25 protein-coding genes are annotated in these 25,543 nt (G+C 48.7%); 1 reads left to right on the top strand and 24 read right to left on the bottom strand.

Translation table 11 applies throughout. The annotated features are described in order from the left end of the window. Positions 1 to 37 precede the first annotated feature (37 nt). Together ACX1DY_RS16530 and ACX1DY_RS16525 are read right to left on the bottom strand one after the other, a co-directional pair. Positions 38 to 1,093: an ABC transporter ATP-binding protein gene (locus ACX1DY_RS16530; protein ID WP_458965288.1), complete on the bottom strand. Its 1,056-nt coding sequence runs from the start codon at positions 1,091 to 1,093 to the stop codon at positions 38 to 40. A gap of 56 nt (positions 1,094 to 1,149) precedes the next feature. Continuing rightward, entirely contained in the window at positions 1,150 to 1,878 is a 729-nt protein-coding gene (locus ACX1DY_RS16525) for a GTP cyclohydrolase II (RefSeq protein WP_458965470.1), read from the bottom strand. A 238-nt stretch (positions 1,879 to 2,116) separates the two neighbouring features. Here ACX1DY_RS16525 and ACX1DY_RS16520 point away from each other — a divergent pair, with 238 nt between their 5' ends. After that, positions 2,117 to 2,443, top strand: coding sequence for a winged helix-turn-helix transcriptional regulator (locus ACX1DY_RS16520; RefSeq protein WP_019911205.1), 327 nt, complete (start codon positions 2,117 to 2,119; stop codon positions 2,441 to 2,443). Between the two features lie 105 nt (positions 2,444 to 2,548). Here ACX1DY_RS16520 and ACX1DY_RS16515 read toward each other — a convergent pair whose 3' ends face one another. The 22 genes from ACX1DY_RS16515 to ACX1DY_RS16410 form a co-directional block, all read right to left on the bottom strand. Continuing rightward, entirely contained in the window at positions 2,549 to 3,433 is an 885-nt protein-coding gene (locus ACX1DY_RS16515; protein ID WP_458965287.1) for an ABC transporter permease subunit, read from the bottom strand. Then, on the bottom strand, positions 3,430 to 4,422 hold the full coding sequence (locus ACX1DY_RS16510) for an ABC transporter ATP-binding protein (RefSeq protein WP_458965286.1): 993 nt from the start codon (positions 4,420 to 4,422) through the stop codon (positions 3,430 to 3,432). Before ACX1DY_RS16510 ends, ACX1DY_RS16515 begins: the two co-directional genes overlap by 4 nt. Then, positions 4,419 to 5,540: a hypothetical protein gene (locus ACX1DY_RS16505; protein ID WP_458965285.1), complete on the bottom strand. Its 1,122-nt coding sequence runs from the start codon at positions 5,538 to 5,540 to the stop codon at positions 4,419 to 4,421. Before ACX1DY_RS16505 ends, ACX1DY_RS16510 begins: the two co-directional genes overlap by 4 nt. 12 nt (positions 5,541 to 5,552) lie before the next feature. Further along, positions 5,553 to 6,092 (bottom strand): sigma-70 family RNA polymerase sigma factor, encoded by a 540-nt coding sequence (locus ACX1DY_RS16500; RefSeq protein ID WP_458965284.1) that lies wholly within the window; start codon positions 6,090 to 6,092, stop codon positions 5,553 to 5,555. Between the two features lie 176 nt (positions 6,093 to 6,268). Next, complete coding sequence (gene nagE, locus ACX1DY_RS16495) at positions 6,269 to 7,720, bottom strand: N-acetylglucosamine-specific PTS transporter subunit IIBC (RefSeq protein ID WP_458965283.1); 1,452 nt, start codon at positions 7,718 to 7,720, stop codon at positions 6,269 to 6,271. A 19-nt stretch (positions 7,721 to 7,739) separates the two neighbouring features. Then, complete coding sequence (locus tag ACX1DY_RS16490) at positions 7,740 to 8,249, bottom strand: PTS sugar transporter subunit IIA (RefSeq protein ID WP_458965282.1); 510 nt, start codon at positions 8,247 to 8,249, stop codon at positions 7,740 to 7,742. Positions 8,250 to 8,286: 37 nt separating this feature from the next. Beyond that, positions 8,287 to 9,159 (bottom strand): PRD domain-containing protein, encoded by an 873-nt coding sequence (locus tag ACX1DY_RS16485; protein WP_458965281.1) that lies wholly within the window; start codon positions 9,157 to 9,159, stop codon positions 8,287 to 8,289. A gap of 220 nt (positions 9,160 to 9,379) precedes the next feature. After that, on the bottom strand, positions 9,380 to 12,088 hold the full coding sequence (locus tag ACX1DY_RS16480; RefSeq protein ID WP_458965280.1) for a CHASE3 domain-containing protein: 2,709 nt from the start codon (positions 12,086 to 12,088) through the stop codon (positions 9,380 to 9,382). 36 nt (positions 12,089 to 12,124) lie between these two features. Next, the gene (locus ACX1DY_RS16475; protein WP_458965279.1) at positions 12,125 to 12,511 is read right to left on the bottom strand and encodes a DivIVA domain-containing protein; all 387 of its coding nucleotides are present in this window, start codon (positions 12,509 to 12,511) and stop codon (positions 12,125 to 12,127) included. A 117-nt stretch (positions 12,512 to 12,628) separates the two neighbouring features. Further along, positions 12,629 to 12,988 (bottom strand): helix-turn-helix transcriptional regulator, encoded by a 360-nt coding sequence (locus ACX1DY_RS16470; protein ID WP_458965278.1) that lies wholly within the window; start codon positions 12,986 to 12,988, stop codon positions 12,629 to 12,631. Positions 12,989 to 13,401: 413 nt separating this feature from the next. Next, entirely contained in the window at positions 13,402 to 15,894 is a 2,493-nt protein-coding gene (hrpB, locus tag ACX1DY_RS16465) for an ATP-dependent helicase HrpB (protein WP_458965277.1), read from the bottom strand. A 386-nt stretch (positions 15,895 to 16,280) separates the two neighbouring features. After that, positions 16,281 to 16,679 (bottom strand): DnaJ family domain-containing protein, encoded by a 399-nt coding sequence (locus tag ACX1DY_RS16460; protein WP_458965276.1) that lies wholly within the window; start codon positions 16,677 to 16,679, stop codon positions 16,281 to 16,283. An 85-nt stretch (positions 16,680 to 16,764) separates the two neighbouring features. Then, positions 16,765 to 17,142 carry a GIY-YIG nuclease family protein gene (locus tag ACX1DY_RS16455; protein ID WP_458965275.1) on the bottom strand — a complete coding sequence of 126 codons (378 nt, stop codon included), beginning with the start codon at positions 17,140 to 17,142 and terminating at the stop codon, positions 16,765 to 16,767. A 48-nt stretch (positions 17,143 to 17,190) separates the two neighbouring features. After that, positions 17,191 to 17,985, bottom strand: a complete 795-nt coding sequence (locus ACX1DY_RS16450) for a DUF2087 domain-containing protein (RefSeq protein ID WP_458965274.1) — start codon at positions 17,983 to 17,985, stop codon at positions 17,191 to 17,193. 411 nt (positions 17,986 to 18,396) lie between these two features. Further along, on the bottom strand, positions 18,397 to 19,206 hold the full coding sequence (locus ACX1DY_RS16445) for an SDR family oxidoreductase (protein ID WP_458965273.1): 810 nt from the start codon (positions 19,204 to 19,206) through the stop codon (positions 18,397 to 18,399). A 171-nt stretch (positions 19,207 to 19,377) separates the two neighbouring features. Beyond that, positions 19,378 to 19,674, bottom strand: a complete 297-nt coding sequence (locus tag ACX1DY_RS16440) for a hypothetical protein (protein WP_458965272.1) — start codon at positions 19,672 to 19,674, stop codon at positions 19,378 to 19,380. After that, complete coding sequence (locus tag ACX1DY_RS16435) at positions 19,625 to 20,044, bottom strand: hypothetical protein (protein WP_458965271.1); 420 nt, start codon at positions 20,042 to 20,044, stop codon at positions 19,625 to 19,627. Before ACX1DY_RS16435 ends, ACX1DY_RS16440 begins: the two co-directional genes overlap by 50 nt. A gap of 164 nt (positions 20,045 to 20,208) precedes the next feature. Beyond that, positions 20,209 to 20,760 carry a M57 family metalloprotease gene (locus tag ACX1DY_RS16430; RefSeq protein ID WP_458965270.1) on the bottom strand — a complete coding sequence of 184 codons (552 nt, stop codon included), beginning with the start codon at positions 20,758 to 20,760 and terminating at the stop codon, positions 20,209 to 20,211. A gap of 384 nt (positions 20,761 to 21,144) precedes the next feature. Then, positions 21,145 to 22,011, bottom strand: coding sequence for a transglutaminase family protein (locus ACX1DY_RS16425; protein WP_458965269.1), 867 nt, complete (start codon positions 22,009 to 22,011; stop codon positions 21,145 to 21,147). After that, the gene (locus ACX1DY_RS16420; protein ID WP_458965268.1) at positions 22,008 to 22,961 is read right to left on the bottom strand and encodes an alpha-E domain-containing protein; all 954 of its coding nucleotides are present in this window, start codon (positions 22,959 to 22,961) and stop codon (positions 22,008 to 22,010) included. Before ACX1DY_RS16420 ends, ACX1DY_RS16425 begins: the two co-directional genes overlap by 4 nt. Before the next feature lie 78 nt (positions 22,962 to 23,039). Beyond that, positions 23,040 to 24,503: a circularly permuted type 2 ATP-grasp protein gene (locus ACX1DY_RS16415; RefSeq protein WP_458965267.1), complete on the bottom strand. Its 1,464-nt coding sequence runs from the start codon at positions 24,501 to 24,503 to the stop codon at positions 23,040 to 23,042. 464 nt (positions 24,504 to 24,967) lie between these two features. Then, entirely contained in the window at positions 24,968 to 25,438 is a 471-nt protein-coding gene (locus ACX1DY_RS16410; protein WP_458965266.1) for a DUF3888 domain-containing protein, read from the bottom strand. Positions 25,439 to 25,543 lie beyond the last annotated feature (105 nt).

Below are 25,543 nucleotides of genomic sequence, written 5' to 3'. Positions count from 1 at the left end.
GGAGCCTCCGGCTGCTGCTGCCGCAGCTCTGAGCTTATTAGACATGAATGACCTCTTTCTCATCCTGCAAAGCAAGTATCTTCTCTTCCGGTTTATCCGCCGAGCCTGATTGATAAATGCTGCGGACGATATCATCCGTATTCGTTTCAATAATCTTGATATCCGTAATATCCGCTTGTCCAACGACTCTTCCGAGCACATCGGACACATTCAGCTCCAGCGGAATCCAGGCCTTGGCGCCAAGATCATTCTCGGCTGTCCAGGTCACCGGCATCCCTTCTGTCCAGTGCATGAGCTGTGCAAGCTTCGTAGCTGTCCCGAATTGGAAAATCACCTCACGCCCGGTTCCCCAGCGCTGCTTCAATTCCTCAAGGCCGCCATCATAAATAATCCGTCCATCATCCAGCATGATCACCCGGGAGCACAGCGCTTCAATATCCTGCAGGTCATGAGTGGTCAGCAGAATAGTCGTCCCATGATCGCGGTTCATATCCTTCAGAAACTGGCGGATTTCCGACTTCACAACAATATCCAGACCAATCGTCGGCTCATCCAGAAACAGAATGGACGGATTATGCAGCAGTGCAGCCACCAGCTCACAGCGCATCCGCTGTCCGAGACTAAGCTTGCGGACCGGTCGGTTAAGCAAATCCTGAAGCTCAAGCCGTTCAACCAGTTCATCGAGCCGCTTCTTGAAGTCTTGCTCCGGCACCCGGTACACCTTGCGCAGCAGCTGGAAGGACTCAATAACGCCGATATCCCACCATAGCTGGCTGCGCTGTCCGAACACAACGCCGATGTTGCCCACGAATTTCTCACGTTCCTCATAGGGCACATAGCCCCCAACGGAAAGCGTGCCGGAGGTCGGAACCAGAATGCCGGTGAGCATTTTGATCGTAGTTGATTTACCCGCACCATTCTCGCCGATATAACCGCAAATTTCGCCCTGCGGAATGCTGAACGAGATATCCTTTACCGCTGTAACCTCAGAATATTGCCGCTTAAACAAATCAGCGAAGGCCCCTTTGAGGCCCTCGCGGTTTTTTTGGACTTTGAAGGTTTTGCGCAAGTCCTGCACTTGAATTGCATTCATATTGTACCTCACTAGACTTAGTATTGGGCTCAGTACCCCATTATAACATCTCTGTGTTATTTGGCTACTCGTCCCTCAAAAAAATCGGTGCTCGGCACTGCCTCCAGATGGCCCGAACGCACCACTTTTGTCCGCAGGTACTTTTCATTGAAGACGGAGACATCGCCCCATAAAGGAACTCTCTTGCCAGTATTCATACCGGCTGCCTTCAGGGCTTCCAGCTTCTTCGGATTGTTCGTAATCAATGTCACAGGCTTGCTGCGCAGGTGCTGCAGAACGCTGATCGCATCTCTATAGTCTCTGGAATCATCGGCAAAGCCCAGCTCCAGATTGGCTTCTACAGTATCATACCCTTCTTCTTGCAGAATGTATGCCATAGCCTTGCTGAACAGGCCGATGCCTCTTCCTTCGTGATTAGCCAGGTAGAACAGGGCTCCTGAACCATGCTGTGCGATCATCTTCATCGACTGCCGGAGCTGGAATCCGCAATCGCAGCGTTTGCTGCCAAAAATATCTCCGGTATGGCAAATGCTGTGCATGCGGATCAGCGCATCGTCTGAATGTTCAAAATCGCCGTAGACCAGTACGCTGGATTGCTGTCCTTCAGCAAGATTCATCGAGGATAGCCGTGAAATCAGCAGCTCAGTCGCTTCTTTGCTGTCGCCGCCCTGCAATTCCTCATCCGTGGTCTTAAGCCAGCTATACCATTTAAAGGTGACGGTCTCTCCATCAAGATTCACAGGCAGAGTAATAGGTCCGACAAGTATATTAGTGGAATCATCCATGGTAATCCGTTTGATTTTATTCTGCAGAATAGATAAGATTTCTGGTTTGATCATGATAACACCGTCCTAAACATAGTAAGATTAATTTCGATTTTAATATTTCAACTTTTTACGTCAAGTAACTATTTGTAAGTTAGTTTATCATTGTAATATAACTTCGTCAAGTTATAATATATATTTAAATATTTATAATTACTTATTGTAAGTTTATGATATAATGAATGTGGAGGTGATCTTTATGGAAAATTTCGAAATGTGTCCCCGCTTTGAAAAAGCGGTAGACGTGCTCAGCAAACGCTGGGTTGCGCTTATAGTATTCGTGCTCATGAATGGTCCCCGCCGATTTGGAGAAATCGAGAGCTGTCTGTCCAATCTTAGCGGCAAGGTATTGTCCGACCGCTTGAAGGAAATGGAGAACGAAGGCATCATTCAGCGCACAGTCTACCCTGAAATACCTGTACGCATTGAATACTCATTAACCAGCAAAGGTAATGCACTCGCTCCAATTCTTGGTGAAATCAGCAATTGGTCAACAGATTGGATTGAGATCGGCGCAAGTAAATGACGTCCGGCATGCATGCGCAAATAGCGCCCTTACCCGGTTCCACCTAATGGAATCAGCTAAGGGCGCTATTTGTTATGTCAATTGTTAATGAACGCAGGGGCAGAGCTACAGATCCTTCCGCTGAAACCGCAGCATTCCTATCATAAAGACAATAATCGTATACAGCATGGCATAAAAGACAAAAGAATTCGTAGGACTGGAACTCACGTCCAGCAGTGGAAAGGAACTAAGATTCATATTAATCATACTGCTAATCTCAGAGAGATTGAACAGCTTCGCTGTCATTTTTCGCTGCAGACCATCCGCCGGCATAAGCAGTGACATGATCCCTGTCAGATTGTGCAGCGTATGCAGAGCTTCTTCCTTCAAACCAAGCGAACTGCTTAAGTTGTCGATCATTCCGCCGATCCAGCCCGCTCCGTAGAGCATGGTCATGAAGACGCCGTTCCCGATTGCCGAGAACAAGCCGGAGCCAAGCATAGACAAGCTGATCAGCAGCGGCACTACGGAGGCGAAGAGCAGAAAAGCTTGTACAAGAGACGCGCCGTCGCGCGGGATTGCGGCATGCGCATCGGCTATCAGCAATATCGCCGCAAACAGAAGCAATGCGTAAAGAATCCCTAATGTGACATAACCGAGCCAGCGGCCAAGATACCATTTCCAGCGCGGCAGCGGACGAGGCAGCAAAGCTTGCATAACCCCCTGCTCCGCTTCCCCCGCGATAGCCGAGAAGGAACTGAAGATTGCCAGAAATGCGAGGACAAACGCTCCGAAGAAATACCCTATGGATAAAATGACAACGCCCCGCGAAAAACTTTCAATCAGATTGTCCCCATTCGCGATACCCGTTCTCTGGGGAGCCCCGCTGGCTCCAAGGGTTGACGCAACAAACCAGAATGCGAGCAGAAATGCAGCAGTCATCAGCAGCGTCATGAGCATAACTTTCTTGCGGAGCAGCTCCCTCCAGGTCATTTCCATTATAATTCTCATTCCCGCTCCCCCCTGTGGCTAAGCCCTGAAACAGCATCCATGAACCATTCTTCCAGCCGTTCTTTTTTACTCGAAACCTCATATAAGGTCATGCCCTGCTGGATTATCAGTGTATTCAGCCAGCCTACTTGTTCCTCGCTCTCGACTTCCGCCTCCAGCCACACGGTGCTGCCTTCAATGGACGAGGGTACTATAGCTGTGCCGTCTTTACGATCTGCATTCTCCGCCGACTGTCTAATCTGCAGCCCCGTCTGCTCAATCAGCCAAGACAGCAAAAAAGGCGAATAGCCGCCCACTTTAAAATGCCAGCTAGTTCGCTTATTTAATACTTCCGAGACTTTGCCGTGCCGCAGGATCTCGCCGTTATTGAGCAGCGCCATCCGGTCGCACAGCACCTCAACATCTTCAAGCAGGTGAGAGTTGAGAAAAATGGTAATGCCCCGCTGCTTAAGCCCTTCCAGTATGCTCCGCACTTCCATACGGCCTATCGGGTCAAGGGCCGATGAAGGCTCATCCAGAAAAACAAGCTCCGGATCATTCACAAGCGCGCAGGCGAGGCCTAACCTCTGCTGCATTCCCTTGGAATAATGCTTCACGCGGTCACGGCTGCGCTGCCCTATTCCCACCTCTTCCAGCAGCTCAGGTATTCTGCGGTCCGCCACGGGTTTTGCTATACGGCATAAGCGGGCATGGAGTCTAACCACCTCTTCCCCGGTCAGCCATTCCTGGTACCGGTACAGCTCCGGCAGATAACCGATCTTCTCCTTGGCCGCAAGTGAGCCGATCGGATGCCCGAATATAGCGGCGCTTCCGCTGGACGGGCGGATCAATCCGGCCAGCATTTTGACAAAGGTGCTTTTTCCGGCACCGTTGGGACCGAGGAAGCCGAAGGCTTCCCCTTTCTCAACAGTAATTGTAACATCACGGCAGCCGCGTCCGTTGCTGTATTCCTTGGTTAGCAGCCGTGCTTCGATTGCGGGTGCATTCATTGCGCGATCAACTCCTGAAGCTGTTTCATGAACTTTTCTTTATCCTGATACACCGTTCCTCCGTTCAGCTCGAACAGTTGGCCCTTGTTCACCCAGGTTGCGCTATAGTCTGGCCCATTGTTATATTCTGTGGTTTCCAAGATCACCTGTGTACCGTCCACGGTGACCTGCTCGGAATGATTGCCTTTGATCACAGGCATAGGTATTTCTCCGGCCAGAATACTGCTTAGCTGCAGACTGGATTTCAAGTTATCCGGCAGCAGCGGAAAGTCAAGAACAGCCCGGACAGCTTCTTCGACGTTAATAGAAGGGTCTACATCTACCACAGGCGTATTCATCTGCCGCAGACTCGCCCAGTGATCATCCTTGGATAGATCGTAGTTTACGGACTCGGGAAGCCGCAGCGTGACCGGCTTGCCGTCAATGGATTCAGGCAACAGCTTTTTCGCTCCCAGACTCTTCAGCGCTTTATTTACCTCATCAACCTTCAATGTCAGCGTAATTTCCTGTGAGGGGCTTACATACACCGATTTAATGTTATTAATGGCATCGCCAGTCAGCGCGGAGAAGCCCAATTTGTCCTGAAGCGCACCCACTGGAACCATTCCGGTTATCTTGCCGGAAGAAGTGTTGAAGGCGCCAAATTTGTTAACCTCTTCGCCAATAGTCCCTCCCTCCCCGAGCTGGTAGAACAGATTTCGCAGATCATCTTCATTGACAAGCGTAACTTCCTGTACGCGGAATTGACCCAAAATGGCGGCCATTGCCGTGTTGCCTACAGGTGTAGAGAGTATGGCGGCAAATACGGCTACGCCGGCTGCTGCTGCAGCCCATTTCCGGCGCCGGGTCATTACAGGCCGCCGTGACCGGCCACGGATCGTTTTATTACCTGTAGGCTCAGGTGCCCCAGATGCTAGTGCATGCTGCTGCACAGTTTCATTATTAAGTGGTTCAGCCGCGTCTACCCCATGCATTGTTGTTTCATTCTGAGTCACTGCACGCTGCCCCCAGGTTGCCCATACCGGGTTCACCCGTTCAGCGGAGAGCTTCTGCTCCATTTTCGCCCATGCTTCATCCGTTCCGTGCTTATCTGTATGTTTATTTTCGAGATTGGTCATTTTCTTTCCTCCTCAAAGTTTTGCAAGTCCGGCTGTTCCGTCCTGCGGGAGCGACTCTGCTGCCTGCTGTCTTAATTTGTAAGTGGCCCGGCTGAGCAATGTTCCGACAACCGGCGGATTAACGCCAAGCTGGCCGGCAATTTCCGAGTAGCTGTAGCCAGAGTAGCGCAGCATCAGCGCTTGTCTATCTCTCTCAGGCAGACCGTCCAGCCATACCCGCACATCCTCCTGATCCAGCTTGCTAAGCACCGCTTCTTCACCGGTAGGAGGACTTGCCTCAGCGCTGAACAGCAGCTCCTGCTTATCCTGGAGCTTCCGCTCCCTGACTTTTTTGTTCAAATAATCATATCCGATCCGGGTAAGCACTCTATGAAGCCAAGCCCCCAGCGCATCTGGATCATCAGGCGGATTGCGGTATAGTCTGAGAAACACATCCTGCGCTAAATCCTCTGCTGCCGACTCGTCGCGTACCAGAGCCGCCAGCTTTCGCTTCACCACCGGATAGTGTTCATAAAATACAGCGCGAAACAGTTCAGATTCCGGAATTTCCATTGTGTAAATCCTCCTTATTAGCTGCAGCTATAAGTAAGACGAACGCCAAAGCTATTTTGTATCACAATTCAATACAAATATCATAACATTTCTATTTTTCCGTTATAAACGCAGAAAAGCAGCTCCTCTCTTAAAAGAAGGAGCTGCTTTCTAATTTTATCTGCTGCTGTGAACTTTTACAGAAGTTTCTTGATGTCATCCTTGATTTGCTCCGATTGTGGACCAAATACGATTTGCACCGCACCTTGACCAAGCCTCATGACCCCAGATGCGCCAAGCTGCTTGAGCGAGGCATCCTTAACTGCTTGCTCGTCATTCACAATCAGCCGCAGCCGTGTAATGCAGGCATCAATGTTGCGGATATTCGACGGGCCGCCAACACTCTCCAAAATTTTGACCGCTCTGGAAGACGAAGAAATCTTGGCTCCGCCAGAATCAGCTTCAATCCGTTCTTCGAGAATATCATCCTCGCGTCCGGGTGTCTTCAGCTTGAACTTCACAATAATAAAGCGGAACAGCACATAGTAGAGAACAAAGAATGCAAGACCTACAGGGATCAGAACCCAAGCGTTAGTTGAAAGCTTCATATTCAGCAGGTAATCAATCAGCCCCGCAGAGAAACCGAAGCCCAGCTTCACGTCAAGCACATACATCAGGAACCCGGCAAAACCGGTTAGCACGGCATGGACCAGATAGAGCACCGGCGCAATGAACATGAACGAGAATTCAAGCGGCTCTGTAATCCCAGTCAGGAAGGAAGCGATGGCAGAACCGATGAAGATGGAGGCAACCATTTTACGTTTTTCCGGTTTTGCCGTATGAATAAATGCTAGCGCAGCCCCCGGCAAGGCAAACATCATAATCGGGAAGAAGCCTGTCATGAACATTCCGGCAGATTTATCTCCGGCGAAGAAGCGCCATAAGTCACCATGAACTACCTCTCCGGCAGCGTTGGTGAAATCACCGATTTGGAACCAGGCAATCGCGTTAATTACATGATGAAGTCCAAAAGGAATTAGCAGACGGTTAGCGGTCCCAAAGATAAATGCGCCGACTGCGCCGAGACCGACAACCCAGGTGCCGAAATCGCTGATTACATTTTGAATAGGGCTCCAGATCATGCCGACCAAAACAGCCAGAATCATTGTGCTTACTGCTGTAATAATCGGAACAAACCGTTTGCCCGCAAAGAAGCCCAGCCAATCCGGCATTTTGATATTATGGTATCTCTTATAGAGGAAGGCAGCCCAGGCTCCAGCAAATATCCCGCCAAGCACACCCATGTTCAGTGTAACATCGTCATTGATAAAAGGCATTTGCGCAGGAATGACTTTTAGAATACTCTCAAGAATCTGGTAAGCAATCAGCGCGGACAGCGCTGCTACAGCGTCACCGGCAAATCCAATGGCAACCCCGATCGCAAAGATTAAGGCCAGGTTGCCGAAGATTGCCCCAGCGCCTGCATTCAGAAAAGGTGCCACATAAGTGTTAATAAACCGTCCAACTGCTCCCAGATGGAAATCCTTTTCATAGTTAATCAGTGCAAATCCTTGCAGAATCGCCGCCGCCGGCAATGTTGCGACCGGAAGCATCAGTGACTTGCCCAGCTTTTGCAGAAAAGCCAACATAAACACTCATCCCCTTAATTCATATTTTCTCCACTGTTAAAATGATTTCCCGGCCTGCGGCGACCTCGCCGTAATGACAATCCACACCCTGGACAAACTCTCCGCTATTGGTCACAATGACCGGCGTAATCGTCCGGTATCCGGCAGTCCGGATCGCTTCCAGATCAAATTCGATCAGCGTTTCCCCAGCCTTTACGTTGTCACCGCTCGCTATATGGCTGGTGAATCCGCTGCCCTTCAGGCTTACGGTATCAATTCCGATATGCAGCAGCAGCTGCAGACCGGAGGGATGCTCCAGGATAACAGCATGATTGGATTTGACCACATGTGCTACGACGCCATCAAATGGGGCGATTAATTTGCCTTCAATGGGCTCTATAGCAACTCCCTTCCCCATATGTCCGCCTGCAAAAGTTTCATCCGGCACACCCGATAATGGAACGGCCTGGCCGCTGACTGGAGCCGAGATATTTAGAATAGCCGCTTCGGCACGCTTCTCTTCTTTTTTTGATTTCCATTTTGAAAACATAAATTCCACTCCCGCTACTGCTATTTATTGTGTAAATTCAAAGCCGCTTCTGTTTATCTAAGGTCTGAAATAAACGGTGCAAATGCATGGCGAGAAAACATATCTCTTCTTCCGGGACCTCTGCGTCCAGTAAATTCCGCATGACTTTTCCCAGCTTTTGAGCCAGCAAGTATTCCTCTTGATACTCTTTCTGAATATGCATGACGAACGGATTGTCAATAAGCGAACCCTGAAGAATCCGTTCAATGGAAAACCTCAGGTGTATCATCAGCCTGACGTGATTCATACTTCCACGCGTGAACGTAAGGTTGCGTTCCTTACGAATGATTTCCATCAGCTCGCTAACGATGTTCGAGGCTTTAACCAGTTGACCTACCGGCACATTGCTGACCGCCGAATATACATGGTAGGTTAGAAATCCCACTTCGTCCTCAGGAATCTGCACATTAAATTCTGCACTTATTTTTTCCGCTGCCTTGTAAGCGATCTCAAATTCTTTGGGAAATGACATTTTGGTTTCCTCTAGGAACGGGTTGACAATGTCCATACCGCTCCGGAGACGGTAAATGGTGAACTGGATATGACTGGGGAGCGCCAAATAGATTTTGTCGTTCAACTTGTCAGAAAACTCAAGAGCGATATCCGCAATAATGTCGTCTGTGATTTTCATTACCTTGGGATCGATATCTTCGAGCAGAATCTGATATTGACTCCATTCCTCCCGATCCTCCAGCCGAAACAACTTCTCGATCCGTTTGTCATTCGCTTCAATAACACCTGAATCTTTGACCGCAAATCCGATACCTTTGCCAATAATCACGTATTCCTTGCCTTTTTTGCCCTTCTGAACCATCACAACGTTGTTGCCGATCACCCGCAATACTTCAAACTGCTCGTTTTCCTTGGCCAAGTTCTCCCTCCTTCCATCCATTGTCAGAATTTTGGGCATTAAAAAGAGCCAAGAACTACTCAAATGAATGAGATAATTCTTGGCTCATGCCCTTAAAGGTAACACGCCAATTGCATATAAATGATCATTTATGGACTAATCATAAATCATAGCGTTTCTTCCGTCAATGAGTTTTTTACAAATGTCAAGTTTACGCTCATAGGCTTTTTGGGCTTGCAATTTACAGAGCCGGTGCTTCAAGCCATCTGCACATTCGAGTCACCACATCCTGTAACTGCACAGGTTTGGTTATAAAATCAGAAGCTCCCGCTGCCAGGCATCGCTCGCGGTCTTCCTTCATCGTTTTAGCTGAAATTGCGATAATTGGAAGCTCCGGCAGCAGCAGCTCTTCACGGATAATGGACAGCGTATCATACCCGTCCAAATTCGGCATCATGATGTCCAGCAGGACAATATCCACATCTGGATGCTCCCTAACCTTTTGCAAGCATTCAAACCCTGACTGGGCCGTCAAAATATTCATTTTATAGGGTGCAAGACCTGTCTCAAGAGCATAGATGTTGCGTATATCGTCGTCAACGATCAGCACCGTTTTGCCGCTCAGCTTACGATATTCCTTCTCGAAAAGGCTCTTATCGGCTTTCAGCAGGCGGCTGTGCGGTTTCTCTTCCCGTTCAAGTGCAGCAGCAGCCTCTGAGGTTGCCTGCACTATGTCGGTATCCTCCTCTCGGCAAGGAAGATAGAGTGTAAAGGTGCTGCCTCTCCCCTCTTCACTTTCCAGCGCAATCGTACCGCCAAGCAGCCTGGCAAGCTGAAGGGATATCGACAATCCCAAACCGGTGCCGCCGAATTTGCGCGCTGTTGAGCCGTCTGCCTGGCGGAAAGCTTCAAAGATCAGCTCCCGGTTCTCCTCGGAGACCCCGATTCCGCTGTCCATTACGGCAAAAGAGATCACTGGACCGGCACTTTCATAGTCAGCTCCTGAATAGGACTCCAGACGGTTAACTACAACCTCCACAAAACCCTCCTCGGTGAATTTAAAAGCATTGGAGAGCAGGTTCCGCAGAATTTGATGCAGACGCATTTCATCCGTAAAGATCAAATCAGGCACATCATGCCGAAGAGTCACTTTAAAATTAATATGTTTCTGGTCGGCTGTTGTGCTGAAATAACCCAGCAGCATGGAGGGCAGCTCTGTAAGATTAACGGCCTCCCGTTCCACCAGCATTTTACCGGCTTCTACCTTGGACAGATCCAGAATATCATTGATCATCGCAAGCAAATCGCTGCCCGATGAATGGATTACCGAAGCATAGCCCTGCTCCTCTTCAGTAAGCGTCCCGTTACGATTCTCAGTCAGCAGCTGTGACAGAATAAGCATGCTGTTAAGAGGTGTACGGAGCTCATGCGACATATTAGCCAAAAACTCGGATTTATAGCTGGAGCTTAGCTCGAGCTGTTCATTATATTTTACCAGTTGAACGGCTGCATTCTCTGCCACCGTCTTCTGATGATCCAGCTCACGGTTGAGAATCAGCAATTCATGGGTGTGGTTCTGCAGCTCCTCGGTCTGCACCTGCAGCTCTTCAGACTGAACCTGCAGTTCCCCGTTCATCACCTGCGATTCATGGTACAAATGCTGGATCTCCATACGGGTGATAACAGAATTCAAGTTCACTCCCAGCACATTCAGCAGCTCTGTCAAAAGCTTAAAATGGTAGGGAGCCCATTTCGTAAGCGAGGCTATTTCCAGTACAGCTATCGTTTTGTTCTCAAAAAGAACTGGAGCAATTACCGCAAACCTGGGTGCAGTTCTTCCGAGACCTGAATTAATACGGATATAATCCTCCGGCAAATTCTCAATGACCATGAGTCTCTTATCTGCTGCGCTTTGCCCGATCAATCCCTCGCCGGGCTTGATCGTATCTGCGCCGAAGCGGGTTTCTTTATCCTCTGCCCCGGCATACGAATAGACCCGCTTGAATTCTCCCTCTTTGTTAAGCACAAAAATGGCCCCGTATTGCATCTCCAGCATGACAGACAGTTTATTCATAAAGGTTCTGCCCAGCAAAGAAAGCTCTGTCGTTTCCTGAATGGCCAAAGACATGGCTGCCAGCTGATCGCTGCTCCATTGATCCCGCTGTACGGTATCCAGAAGATCATTTGTTGCATTCGCCAGATCATAGATTTCATCAAGGGTTCTTACTTTAATCCGCTCTGACATGTTGCCGCCGCCAGCGATGCTGTGAATCGCCTGAATCACTCTGCGCAGCGGCTTGGCGATGCTCTCAGAGATCAGGTAGGTAATAAGCGAAGTCAGCACAGCCACCAGCATCCACAGAATATACATGGTTACCATAAGCTTGTGGTTGCCGGCTTTGAGATCAACAATGCGTCCGGTGGTCAGCTTGCGCTCGTTATCGCGAAAAATATCAGACTGCTTGCGGATGGAATCAATAATTAATTTGCCGGTATCACTGCGAAAAAATGCGGCAACTGCCTTATCCTGTCCATTCCGCTTAAGCTCCACAACATGCTGACCTGCGGATGTGATCCATAGCTCAATATTATCTTTGATCGATCTTAGATTCTGCAGCTGGCCCGGATTATCGGTGATCAGTCCGTTTAATTTCTCGTAATTAATCCGCCACTGCACAGTTCCGTCATTATAGGACTGCAGATAGTCGCTATTGCCGGTAAGGGCATAACCCCGTTGACCGGATTCCATATCAAGCACATTTTTCTCAATCTGATATGTAAGCTCATCCACCTGCATATCATGCTCGCTCAGAAAAACAGTCTCTTTCTCAAGATCAGTAATCCTAGTGGATACAACGATGAGAAACAGACCTAGCATAAATAGGATCATGATATATCCAAGCGCAATTTTGCCCCGGATTTTCAAGCTCCAGGCTTGCTTGTTCAGCAATGGTCCAACCTCCATCGTGCGTCCCATTATATGATCTTACAGATAACCTTCGCTCCGGGGTAATCTGTCCTTTAATTGCCGCACATTACTCTCCAGCTTGAGAATAATATCCTCCAGATCCAGCGGATCAATGCCTCTAACGATTGGTGCAGGGATGGCCTCCGCTGCTTTGGCCTTGTCCTTCAATTCGCGCAGCTCAATCTGCTGCTCCTGCCATTTATCCATCAAATCGGCAATTGTGGCATAAAAACGTTCGTAATCCTTGATTACGCTATCCAGGAACGTGTCCACTTCCTCTGCGTCATAGCCGCGCAGCTTCGTGTTGAATTCCTTCTCATGAATTGTCAGCGCGTCAAGTGTAATACCAAGCTGGCTGAATAGCTTTCTTTGTTTGTCCAACCGGCGTTTCATGTGTTCATCCATTTAAGTTACCTCCAAGTATATACTGCTTTCATCCGGCAGTAATTATTATAGCAGGGTGATTGCAACCTGAAAATATCACTAAAGTTGTAGTTCTGATACCCAGGAAAATGCATCATTCTAATAGTTATCTGCAACAGCCTTGTTTAAAATGCCCAGACAGCGGTCCAAATCCATCTTTACTTGTTTTTTGTACAGCTTCGCTTTTTCCTCTCCGTCCGCCGTGAAGTGGTACAGCACAATTTCCTGAAAATCCACTTTAGGATCATTCCCCTTCAGTTGTTTGGTACGGTATAGAATCCCCTGCTGCACCAGCTCATGAAGAGCGCGGTAAATTTCACTTTGAGGCGGCGAATAGCCGTGTGCCTTGAAGTCTCTGCGCAAATCCTCCAGCATCTGATAGCCATAGCCTTTATGCTGTTCGACCATCGTAATCAGGTATACCTTGATAAAAGCCCGTTGGGCAATCATAAACGCCATAGGACACCTCCAAAGGGGTAGATTACCTTAAGTTTCCTGCCTTATCTTTAGTATAAGCACTATTTTCCAAGTTTCACAATAAGAAATTTTAAGAGTGTAGCCCCACCTTTTTCTTTTTGGATAAGTGATAAGGACAGGCATAGTTGCATGGCTGGGAGATGCAGCTTGGGAGATTTGATTTTGGTTTTAGGTTGTTGTGAATTTTTCATATGTTGAAATGTAGGAATGAAGTGTGGATCGGGGCACTACAAGTAGAAACGGCTTTGCCGTCCTCTTAAAGAGGCGGCAGCCGTTTCAGCGAGAAATATAAGGATGATTAATGGCGTGAAACATATATTTTAAAAAGACTGCAGCCGAGGTGCTAATGCCTGCGGTGCAGTCTTTGCGGGATTATGATTACAAGCGGATGGCCTTTATTTCGCCGGACGCGTTCGGTTCGTCGGGATTGCCTGCATGGGGTCCTCCGGCCAGTAGTGTTTGGGGTAGCGTCCTTTCAGATCCTTTTTGACTTCAAAATAGGTGCTGCGCCAAAAGCTGGCCAGATCCGCCGTTACCTGTATCGGCCGCCTCGCCGGCGAGAGCAGGTGCAGCAGCACCGCAATCTTCCCCCCGCCTATTCTTGGCGTATCCACTTGCCCGAACATCTCCTGCAGCCTGACCGCCAATACTGGCGCGCCCGGGTTCCCATAATCCACAGGAATCCGTGAACCGCTCGGAACGGTTATATGCGTTGGCGCCTCCTTGTCCAGGGTCTGGCGGCTGTTCCAGTCCAGCATCCCCTCCAGCGCCCGCGATAACGGCACCCGCTGCAGGTCGCGCAGATTGCGCATTCCCTGAATATAAGGCTGGAGCCATTCATGGACAGTGGAGAGCAGCATGCTATCCGATACATCAGGAAATTCCTCTCTGAGGCCATGCATGAACTCCATCCGCTGCCGGAGCTGAACCGCAACTTTGTCCCAAGGCAGCAGTTCCAGCCCTTCAGCAGCAATCTGGGCTAGCAGCACCTCTTCCGTTTCTTCCGCTGTTGGCCGCTCATGTGCTTTTTCCTTTACGATCAAAGCACCAAGCCTTGTCCGTCTGCGAGCCTGGACACTTCCGCTGTCCTTGTCCCAGTAAACTTCACGTTCTTCCGTGAAGCTGTCTTTGTGATGCATGAACAGGTCTTCTGCCGGCAGGTCAGCTGCCAGCAGGACCCTGCTCTGGCCGGCACGGTCATCCACGCCGGCCGCCACAATATAGGGCGAGCGCGAGAGCGGCTGCCCTTCCTTCATGGCCGTCCCCCGGCCACCGGAGAGCAGAAACGCGCCATCGCCGCGTTTCTGCCCGATACGGTCGGGGTAGGCGAACGACAACAGCAGCCCGGTGCGGCTGATGTTGTCGGGCATTTCTCCCGGCGCTGCCTGCAGCTGCGCCAGGAAGTTCCGGCTCTCGCGCTGCACCGCGCGCAGAGCCGCCGGGTCCGCTCCGCCGCTGTCTGCGGAGCGCTCGTACCCGAGCAGCGCCTCCACGCGCAGCGTGAGGTCGCAGCTCTGTGCGGCGGGACCCCGGAAGAGGTCCCGCTCCTGGAGCAGCGCCGCCAGCCGGCAGGCGAGCGGCGCCGCTCCAAGCTCTGCCGCGCGCAGCAGCATGTGCGCGATGCGCGGGTGCGCGCCGAGCGCGGCCATGCTGCGGCCATGCGGCGTAATGGCGCCGCCGGCGTCAAGCGCGCCGAGCTGGCGCAGCAGCGCCACGGCCTGCGCGTAAGGCGCGGCAGGCGGCGCGTCCAGCCAGGGCAGCGCGTCAGGACTGCGCGCGCCCCACAGCGCCAGCTCCAGCGCGAGCTGCGCCAGGTCGGTCTCCATGATTTCCGGCACATTGTCGTCCGGAAGACGGTTATGCTCCTCCTGGCTCCACAGCCGGTAGCATACACCCGGCGCGGTGCGTCCCGCACGGCCGCGCCGCTGGTCAGCCGATGCCTTGGAGACTGGCACCGTAGTCAGCCGCGGCATGCCGGTACGCGGCGAGAACACCTGAGTCCGCCGCAGGCCCGTATCTACTACGCTGCGCACACCTTCAATCGTTAAGCTGGTCTCGGCAATCGAGGTTGCGAGCACCACCTTGCGTTCACCAGGCACAGCAGCCGCCACCGCCAAGTCCTGTTTCTCCTGCGGGAGCTGCCCATAGAGCGGCCGAAGCACCGTTCCAGGGGGAAGACTGCCGTCCGCAAGCTCCCTCTCCGTCTGCCGGATTTCCCGTTCACCCGGCAAAAAAACAAGCACATCGCCAGGCTGCTCGGACAAAGCCCGGCGGACGGCGGATGCTGCAGTTTTATCCAACTGCTTCTCACCCGTGCCTGGAACATATATAGTTTCCACCGGGTAAGTCCGGCCCGGACAATTCACTACGGGCGCGCCTCCAAGCACAGCGGAGATCCGCTCGCCGTCCAGTGTGGCGGACATGACAAGAATCCGCAAGTCCTCACGCAGCACAGACTGCGCCTCCAGTGTCAAGGCCAGGCCCAAATCGGCATGCAGGCTGCGCTCATGAAATTCATCAAAGATAACCAGCCCCACATCGCCAAGCGACGGGTCACTTTGGAGCATTCTTGTTAACACGCCTTCTGTGACTACAACGATACGCGTGTTTTTGCCAACCTTCGTATCCATACGCATGCGGTATCCCACGGTTTGGCCCACGCTTTCACCCATACAGGCTGCCATGTAGCTAGCCGCTGAACGGGCGGCGAGCCGTCTCGGCTCCAGCATCAGTATGATTTTGCCGGCCATCCACGGCGCATCCAGAAAGGCTGGCGGTGTTCCTGTCGTTTTCCCCGCTCCCGGCTCGGCAATAAGCACGGCGGCAGGCGAGGTATTCAGTATTGCCTGCAGGTCGGGGAGCACCTGCATAATAGGAAGCTGCTTCATCTTATCTCTCCATAATCTTTTTCATCTATATCCTGTCTACACACATCATGGGCGAAACCGGACTGAATTTCAAGCTTCACTGGATTAAGTATTGTGTGAAACTATATAAATTGAACTATAGATTTTCATATTGGGGTCTGGTCGTAACTGCGGTGAATGTTTGGACTTCCGGCCGCTGCCCAATTCAGATGTTTTTTGATTATACCGCGTAGCGGATAACATCTGAATACAAAGGCGGACGCTCCGCTCCGTAAGTATCCAAACTTCCCCTCCGTCACTTCTGCCCTTTTTATATTTTCTTTAGTTCTACTTATATAGATCTTTCTTATTTTTTACAAAAAAAGCCACCCAACCCTTCAGGGCCGGATGACTTCTGTAACTCCTTGTTATTCCTCTTCGCGGGTCAATTGCTCCCGTATTTTATCACCGTAATCTGTGAAAACCGTGCTGTTCTCCAGCCCGCGTTGCCGCAATAGCTCCTGCAGGCGGAGTCTTTTCAGCGAGAGTTTCGACTCCAGCTCTTTCCGTTCCCCGTGAACGGTATTCCCCCTTGTATGACAGGCTGCCAGCAGTTTCTCCAGCGTTGCACATTCCGCACGCAGCGTCACTTCTTCAGGGAGCAGGCCGGCATTTTTCATGATTTTGAAGGACATTCTCAGGTCTTCAGGCACCCCGGATAAATCCTCCAGCTCCAGCGGCTTGCCATGCCCCGGCAGATTCTCGAACTCCCCATTTCTCATGGACTCCTGAATCCGCTGCTCTGCGAGCCAAGATAATATCGCCATATTACCGCACCTCTTCCCTGCACTTCCGTATTTCCTTTATTCTAGCACAGCAGGCAAGGCAATTCATCCAGGCAGGTTATATAACTTACTTTTGCTTGTGATACCCGCGTTCCCCATAAGGTGCTAGCTGCTGCATCCATTTGTCCTCCAGATCAGGCAGCAGCTTACGGTATTTTGCCAGTTCAGATACTTCAGCGACGAAGTCCTCCTCCGGTTTGATCTGCTCCAAAATCTCAAAAGAAAATGCTTCTTTTCCATATTCCTTCCAATCGGCTTGTAGAGTCTTGTTGTCGTGGTTGCCGATTTCCAGCATGAATTGATGTTTGTTCCAGACGCCTTCCAGGTTAAGGCTGCTGCCTACCAAGGATTTATCATTCTGCGTATTAACAATTCTATATACACCCATCGGACGATGGGAATGCGCATAGTTGTAGGCCAGCTCTTTACGTTTCGATTTCTCCATAGCTTCTGTTCTCTCCTTCAAATTTAGTATCCATTAACGGCAACGCCGTTATAATCTAACCCAATAGCTGCTTCCGTCATCCTCCCGGTCCAGCAGCCCATAATCAATCAGATAGCGCCGCAGCGTAACATGATCAGAGAAAGCTTCACCAAGAATGGCGTTAACCTCTTTCTCCGTATATTTCCTCCCTGTCTCAAAACGCTTGATCAACTGGCGGAGAATGGCGGCCTTCCGCTTCTGCTTCTTAGGGAATTCCGACAAAGGCCCCTCCGGTCCCATCTTAAAATAGGCGTTCAGAATCTCGGCATTTTCCTCTTCCGTGATGGCAAACCGCTCATCAACCATCGCAGCGGAGCGGGGAATGCTGACGAAAGGCGAAGACTTCCCCGGTTTTTCCTCGGCAAGCTCCATCACAGCCAGGAACAGCTTGGCCTGCTTCACCTTCTCCCGCAGTGTAAAGCGGTGGTTGCGCACAGTGGAGGTGCTGCCGATGCCCAGCTCTTTTGCCGCCTCCCCATCACTCAAGCTCTGCCGAAAAGCATTCAGTAATCCCTTCTGCAGCTCTGTCAGTCCTGTTAGCTTCTTATCCAGCCCCAGCAGCCAGTTGAACATGCCACCGTGCTCGTTCTCGACATGAAGCGCTGCGAATTTCCCGGCTTCATAATACTGGTTCCCTTCCTTATAAATAAGGCCCTTCTCAAATTCCTCTCCACACACAAGGCAAGTATAAAATTCAGAATGCTCTCTGGCCTCGTATTGATAACCTTGCTTCAGCTCCAGTATTGAGGCATTCCAAAATTTCTCCGAAATACCGATCGGTCCATTTCCATCCGGCAACTTCATCACCCAATTCATTTTTCGTTTAATATATAGACATATTATCATTTCGTTTGTTTATTATCAACTTTATTGTGATTTTGTTTGTTTTCGAATAAGAATTAACTTTGAGTTACATTAGGACGCTCCGCGAACAGACCGTTGTTTGGGTCGCTGTGCTCTCCAGATTTTTTTTATTTTCCTTAGCGGTAAAAATCCGAGATTCACTAGGTAACTTAGTTGGAATTTCTCCACTTCATACTGCGGTACTACCTTTCCTATTTCCACTTCATTCTTTCGACAACTTCCTGTTCTCTATGTTTTACAATTCATTACGTAAGCGGTTGACCTGGCGCAAACAGCCTTATCCCAGATCTGAAAGACCGTTGGATAAGGCTGTTAAATGTAGAGAACTTTCTCAACATTGCACGTATTTTTTTAAGAAAGCAAGGACTCTGCCCCATCAATGACAATCTGCGCGCCCGTGATGTGGATCGACTCGTCTGAAGCGAGGAAGGAGACCAGTTCGGCCACATTTTCCGGCTTTCCCGGTCCGTCGGCCAGCGGCTGAGCACCTTCCGGGAATTGAATCGGGATCACTATGCTCTCTACATCCTCGTTAAATTCGGTGCTCTCATCAATGTTCGTCGAAATCGCTCCCGGACAAATGACGTTGACGCGGATTTTGAACTTCGCCAGCTCCAGGGCCGCCATCTTGGCAAAAGCGACCTGTCCCGCCTTGGTTGTGCTGTATGGCGACCAGCCAAAGCTGGCAAAACGGCTGTTGCCGTTAATGGAGCTGGTGATGATAATGCTCCCTTTGCCTTTTTCCTTGAGATGGGGAATGCTGTACTTCAGCGTCAGAAAGGTCCCCGTCAAATTGACAGAGATGGTGCGCTCCCAATCACTGAGACTAAGCTCCTCAATTGGTCCAACTGCGCCATTAATCCCGGCATTGGCAAAAACAATATCCAGTCCGCCGAAATGCTCCACTGTCTTTTGCACCGCTGACTCCATACGTTCAGCATCCGAGGTATCCACATCAATGGCCAGCGCACAATCCTTGCGCAGCTTATTCAGCTTCTGCTCCAGAAGAAAGGTGCGGTCATTCACCAGGTCGAACAGAGCGACATTGGCGCCTTCGCGGGCCATTTGAATCGCAGTCGCTCTGCCGATTCCCGAGCCTGCACCGGTAATGATGGCTGTTTTTCCAAGAAACCGCTGTTTTTTCGCTGTATCTGGGCTCATTTATACACTCCCTTCCATTTCCTCCAGCTTAATGCTCTCTGTTTCAAGATTACCCAAACCGGCCTTGTTTATAATCACTTTCTGCAAATTTCACGCAAAAAGCAACTAACCTGCTACTCCAGCACGTCCGAACAACGCCAAGCCAAAACTTACGCTGACTGCTGAATTGTTTTATTTATTTTTCAAAGTGACAGCTTCAGTGATTTGAGATTCCAGATCTTCTAGCGTGATACCTGTAACCGAATCAATAGCTTCAATATCATCACTTTCGATTGAAAACACAATTTTTTCTTTTTTGCTTTTAGTCAGTACTTCCTTCTCAGCATTACTATTTTTATTAAATATCAATGTACCTATATTTGCTTGATCGAATTGAATTTGAAAGGGAACCGACGCAGGAGTGAAAATATTCTTCGGCTCATATTTTTTTAGGTTGTGTATAATTTGGGAGATCCATATCGGCTTCATATTGCTGACCTTCAACAATCGTGCTTAGCTGCTGATAATGAGGTATCGCAACCTCTATCTCTCCACTTACATCGCCATAGTTCACTTTATCAATTACAAATTGATATACGTCACTTATATATTTCTCACCCATATCCCAGTTGTCGATGAATTCTTTGTAGTGTCCGGTTACAATATAATCCGCAAAACCCACAAGACCGCTAAGATCACCGCTTATTGCATAATCCGGATGAATGGTTACGGCAATGATTTCAGGTTCACCTGTGGCAGAACTCTCAGCGAAGTTGTTTTTTAATATTATCGCTATAGTTGCTATCAGAGCCACTGTGAAGATAAGTGTTATTACCGTGCGTTTTCCTTTTATGATCACATATATTCCTCCCGCAACCTATATTTTAGCAGAGCCATTTGGCTAAAAAAGAGATAAACCAAACATTACTTCAAACGTGTTTACTCGCTTATTTCGCCTTCCACTCTCATGTTACGCACGTTTCATTTGCCATAATAGAAAAGACTTCATATGCTTCTCCTGTCTTAGAACGGATATATTGCATTAACACCGTTGATATCATCTGTTTGAGGTGTATAGACTGTCTCTCTATCCCTTGAAGAATTCATAACACTTAGAACGGGAGGAGTTGTATGGTCTAATCCTAATGCGTGGCCCAGTTCATGATTCGCTGCACTTCTCCTAGTATTTGATTTATTTACAACATCAGAATTACCTATATTAATCAAAACTTCAGCAGTATAGATTAATCCTGAACTGACGCTATAACTGACATGAGTGATACCATAATGCGATTGGTCTGCAATATATTCGGTTCCAACCGTGTTTACAGCACTAGCATTAAGATCTGAAAGACTGTAATAAATCTTACTCTGCCTTGAATTCCAATCAGAAACAGCTGTATTAAATGTAGCTCTATAGGTTGAATTTGATGTACTATATTTAAATTGGACTGTTTGAGTACTGCCAGCACTTTTACTCCAATGATAAGGTTTTAAAACATATGCATCTGTAACTGTGTAAAGACTTAATGATGCAATCAATACAATAATAGAAACTGATAATTTTTTCTTCAAAGCTAACCTCTCCTTTTCAAGACATAATTTTCATTCTAGAATTATTGTCCTAAGCAATAACCCATAACTTTTCTTGATATGTGTGCAAACATCATCCTTTTATTACCATTTTTAATTACAAGAGGTTTTATTTCTCCTCTATACTTATTATGTTTACATATTACCATTCCTTCTTTTTATTGGCATTTTATATATTTAAACCCATATGAATGTGAACCATTTGTGAATAAATGGAACTCCAATGTAATATTTCATTTCAATTTTGAAACATCTTAGAATACGATTCTATTTGAAAAATATCAATTTTATCTCTGAACCAACACAAACAGCGCATACCAATCATTCCGGCACACGCTGTTTCCATTCTATTCAGTAATTACATATTCAATTCTCCAACTGCCGCACATCCACCTTCACAGTGAGCGTGCCGCCTACTCCGCGATATACGCCTTTTACGGGAACAATGTCCTTGTAATCCCTGCCATGCCCAAGCTTGACATAACGCCAGTTCACTTCAGCATTATTCGTAGGATCAAAGCCGAGCCAGCCGGTACCAGGAATATGTGTCTCCACCCAGGCATGCGAAGCCTGCTCGAAATTGGCATTGCCTCCCTGCAGGTCGCCAACAAAATGATATCCGCTCACATACCTCGACGGCAGACCAACACTGCGGCAGACCGCGATCATCAGATGGGCGTAATCCTGGCACACCCCACGTTTGAGCTTCAGCGCTCTTTTTACGGTAGTATTGACACTGGTCGCTTCGGGATCATAGGTAAACTGCTCATAAATCGTCGATGACAGCCGTTTGGTCCATTCATACATATCTTCCGCTTCGTTAAATGGATGCTGTGAGGCAAATTCAACCAGCTCAGGTGTTATCTCGGTATAACGTGTAGGCAAAATAAACTCGACATAGCGGTTCTGGAATCGCTCATCTTGCAGCAGCTTCACCTGCTCCTCAAGTGAGATATGGGGAAGATCCGAGCCTTGGGACTTATCGAGAGTAACTACAGTCGCTCTGGTGCGGATCACCATCTCGGTATGAGGTTTGTTCACAGAATAAGCATGCACCCGATTGCCAAAAAAATCCTCATAAGTCAGCAAATTAGCCGGCGGAGATATCTCCACCTCATGATGGTAGCAGGACTGCCGGTAATTGGTGCGCGGCGTCAGCCGGATCTCATTGACACTGTCCGTAACCGGCTCCGGGTAGCTGTATGTTGTCGTATGGTCGATCTGAATTTTCATGCAGACACTCCTTCACGGCGAAAAAAGGCTCCATCCATCGTTTTGCCGAGCTTCTGGCAGGATTCCATCAGTGCCTCCAGCACATCCTCCACGAGATCGCCTGAGATTTCTTCTTTTTCCATATAATCGAGATCGGCCTTGATCTTGCCGGCTTGGCGGATGACCCGCTCATGACCGGAGCCCTTCTCTGAAGTATCCAGCTCAAGCTTTGCCAAATGCTCTTCCAGCTTATGAAAAGAGAACCGGATCGACCGTGGAAAGTAGGCATTGGCAATCAGAAACTCCAGAATACTCTCCGGCGACATTGCATCTGCATAATAGCGGCGGAAGGCCTGATAACCGCTCACCGACTTGAGTACGGCCTGAAGCTGGGTATAAATAGCATTAATCGGCTTAGATTTACAGGATACCGTAACCGCCTGGAGAATCCGTGTCGTATTTTCCGCCCGCTCCAGAAAACGCCCGCTCTCGATAAAATGCCATTCATTCCCTCTCAGCATTACCGAATGCTCTGCTCCAAGGAACATCGCCGCCCGCTCTTTGACATGCTGGTAGAATTGATGAGGGCCGCTCATAATATCCGCCACTGACTGCTCGCCAAGCCACAGATTGAAGCTGCTCACAATATCCCACAGCTCACTCGGCAAATGCTGTCTGAGCGTACGAAGATTATTTCTGGCTTGATGCACACAAGAAAATAATGAGTTCGAGTTACCCAGATCGAGGGTTATGAACGACAAGACATCCTGCTCCAAAAAGCTGTCAAATTGCTGCAGATATTCATCTCTGAAGCCCAGCGCATCAATCAGCCTTGACCACTTATGCCCTTCAGCCTGAAAGTCCTCTTCTTGCTGAATATGATAGTGCACATCAATCAGCCGCGCGTGATTCTCTGCCCGTTCAATGTACCGGCCAATCCAAAACAAAGCCTCCGCATTGCGATTCAGCATCGTCGCCACTCCTTCATTTAACATTTGGATGCCGCACTTTATCAGTCCGTTCTGAAACGCTCTGCTGTCCGTTCGTTCTTAGGCCATTACCCAGGTATCCTTAACACCCCCGCCCTGTGACGAGTTCACGACCAGTGAACCTTCCTTCATGGCAACTCGGGTAAGACCTCCGGGAATCACATGCGGCTTGCGGTCCGCCCCCATCAGCACAAATGCCCGCAAGTCAATATGACGTGGAATCATACTGCCATCCGAGAGCACCGGCGCCCTCGACAGCGACATAATCGGCTGGGCAATGTAACGTGTCGGATCGGAAAGTATTTTGCGCCGGAACTCCATTAATTCGTCTTTCGTTGCCTCGCTTCCGATAAGCATGCCGTATCCGCCGGACAACGAGGTCTCCTTGACCACCATTTCGGACAAATGATCAAGCACGTACTGCCGTTCCTGCTGGCGGGACAGCAGATAGGTCGGCACATTTCCAATGATAGGCTCCTCGTTCAGATAGTAGCGGATCATATCAGGGACGTAGACATACATTGCTTTGTCGTCGGCAACACCGGTGCCCGGAGCATTCGCGATGGCAATATTCCCTGCACGGTATGCATTCATCAGACCAGCAACACCGAGCAGCGAGTCAGGCTGAAAAGCCAGCGGATCAATGTAATCATCATCGAGCCGGCGGTACAGCACATCCACACGGCGCAGTCCGTTCATTTCCCGCAAATATATTTTGTGGTCCTGGGTTACCAGATCACGGCCTTCCACGAGATGGATTCCCATTTGCTGTGCCAGGAAAGCATGCTCATAGTAAGCCGAATTATATTCACCTGGAGTCAGTAGCGCAATGACCGGGTCCTTCGACCGTGAGGGGGAAAGGCTGCGCAGCACCGATAGAAACCGGTTCAGGCTGTGATCCACATCCCGTATAGAGCTGGCAAAGGACAATTCCGGAAACAACTGATTCATCAGGGATCTGCCTTTAAAAAGGTAGGAAAACCCTGAAGGTGTCCGCAAATTATCCTCCAGCACGTAATACTCCCCATCATGGTGACGGATCAGATCAATACCCGAAGTAGTGATATAAGCCCCGCCAGGCACCCGCAAGCCACACATTTCCGGCCGAAAGTAACAGTTAGAGATGATCATCCGCCGCGGGACAATACCGTCCTTAACAATGTACTGCTCATGATAAATATCATGAATGAACAGATTCAATGCTGTAATCCGCTGAACTATACCGGCTTCAAGCCGCTCCCACTCTCCTTTCGGGATAATCCGCGGGATCATATCAAAAGGAATCGTGCGCTCCATCGGATGATCCTGTGCGGGGTTGTACAGTGTAAAGGTAATGCCTTCTTCCATCATCCGGCGCTGCATCAGATTCTGCTTGCCTTGCAGCTCCTCGGGGCTCATCCCGGAAAACATGCGGTTTACATGCGTGTAATGCGGCCGGACACTCCGTTCATCAGCATACATTTCATCATAAAAATGCTGCAGCGGATACGGAGACAGCCCGGGCAAAGGATCTAATTTGGACATGAGCCCCACCCCTTTCGAATCAACTGATGTGTAATGTTTGTTGACGCGATTGCTTGAAATACAATAAACGAAACACGAAAATAGTAAATATTACATTAATAATACGTAAGTGTTAATCTTCATGTCAATATATATAACAGTGAAATGGAATTTACGAACCATTGTTCATAAATGGAATCGCTTCCTTTCTAAATGTGTATGTGTTTAGGAAGCATATTTGTACAGAATACATAGAATTGTATGCAGGAGAGCTGACAAGCATTACTATTATGAATCTTTCATATAATGAAACAGCGGAAGTCTTGGACCCGGAAAGGAAGGTCCTAAACTCCCGCTGTATAATGAACCAAAGTTCCCTGTTTGTTAATGGCTACTTTGTTGAATATGATCTGTAGTTAAGATGACCTTTTCATATCCCAACTGGCTGCCTGCAGTTTTCCTTGCGTGTTGCAGAAGCGATCCACCTATTTTTTTAGAACATCCATCCAGTTTGGTGGAAAATCAGTCTTCTGCAGGTCCTTTAAATGCTTCCAGTTTATTAACTTTACTTTATCAGGGTTATTAGGTGATATATCAAATGTTAGACTGTCCATGCCAACGGAAATATGCGGACCAACTACTGGAGCCACTTCGAGGGTCATGGTGAAGTGAAATCCTCTGAAACCATTTACCCGTTGTACATTTGTAACGTTCACAAAATAAGGATAAACCACTGGTGCATAATTCAATTTATTATGATATATCTCATCTATTTTCTTTTTTATGTGCGGCAAAAGATATAGCATTAGCATATCCTGAAACATCAATTCTTTCGACTCTTTAGGTTGGCCATTAGTACTTTTTGATGTCAGTTTTTCATTTATTCCAACAATATTATTATTTATACCACTCATTGGACAGCAGATAAGCAATATTAAAATCAATAATTTTTTCACCACAAGAACCCCCAATTATTTGCGGGTATTTTCCCCTAGATTCCATTGGCTTATCCTCCCCCGTTAGCGTAAAAGACACATCGTTAGTCGAAAACTTTATTTTCT

It is taken from the genome of Paenibacillus sp. BAC0078, assembly GCF_054483875.1.
This window is presented reverse-complemented; position numbering and strand designations above follow the sequence as displayed.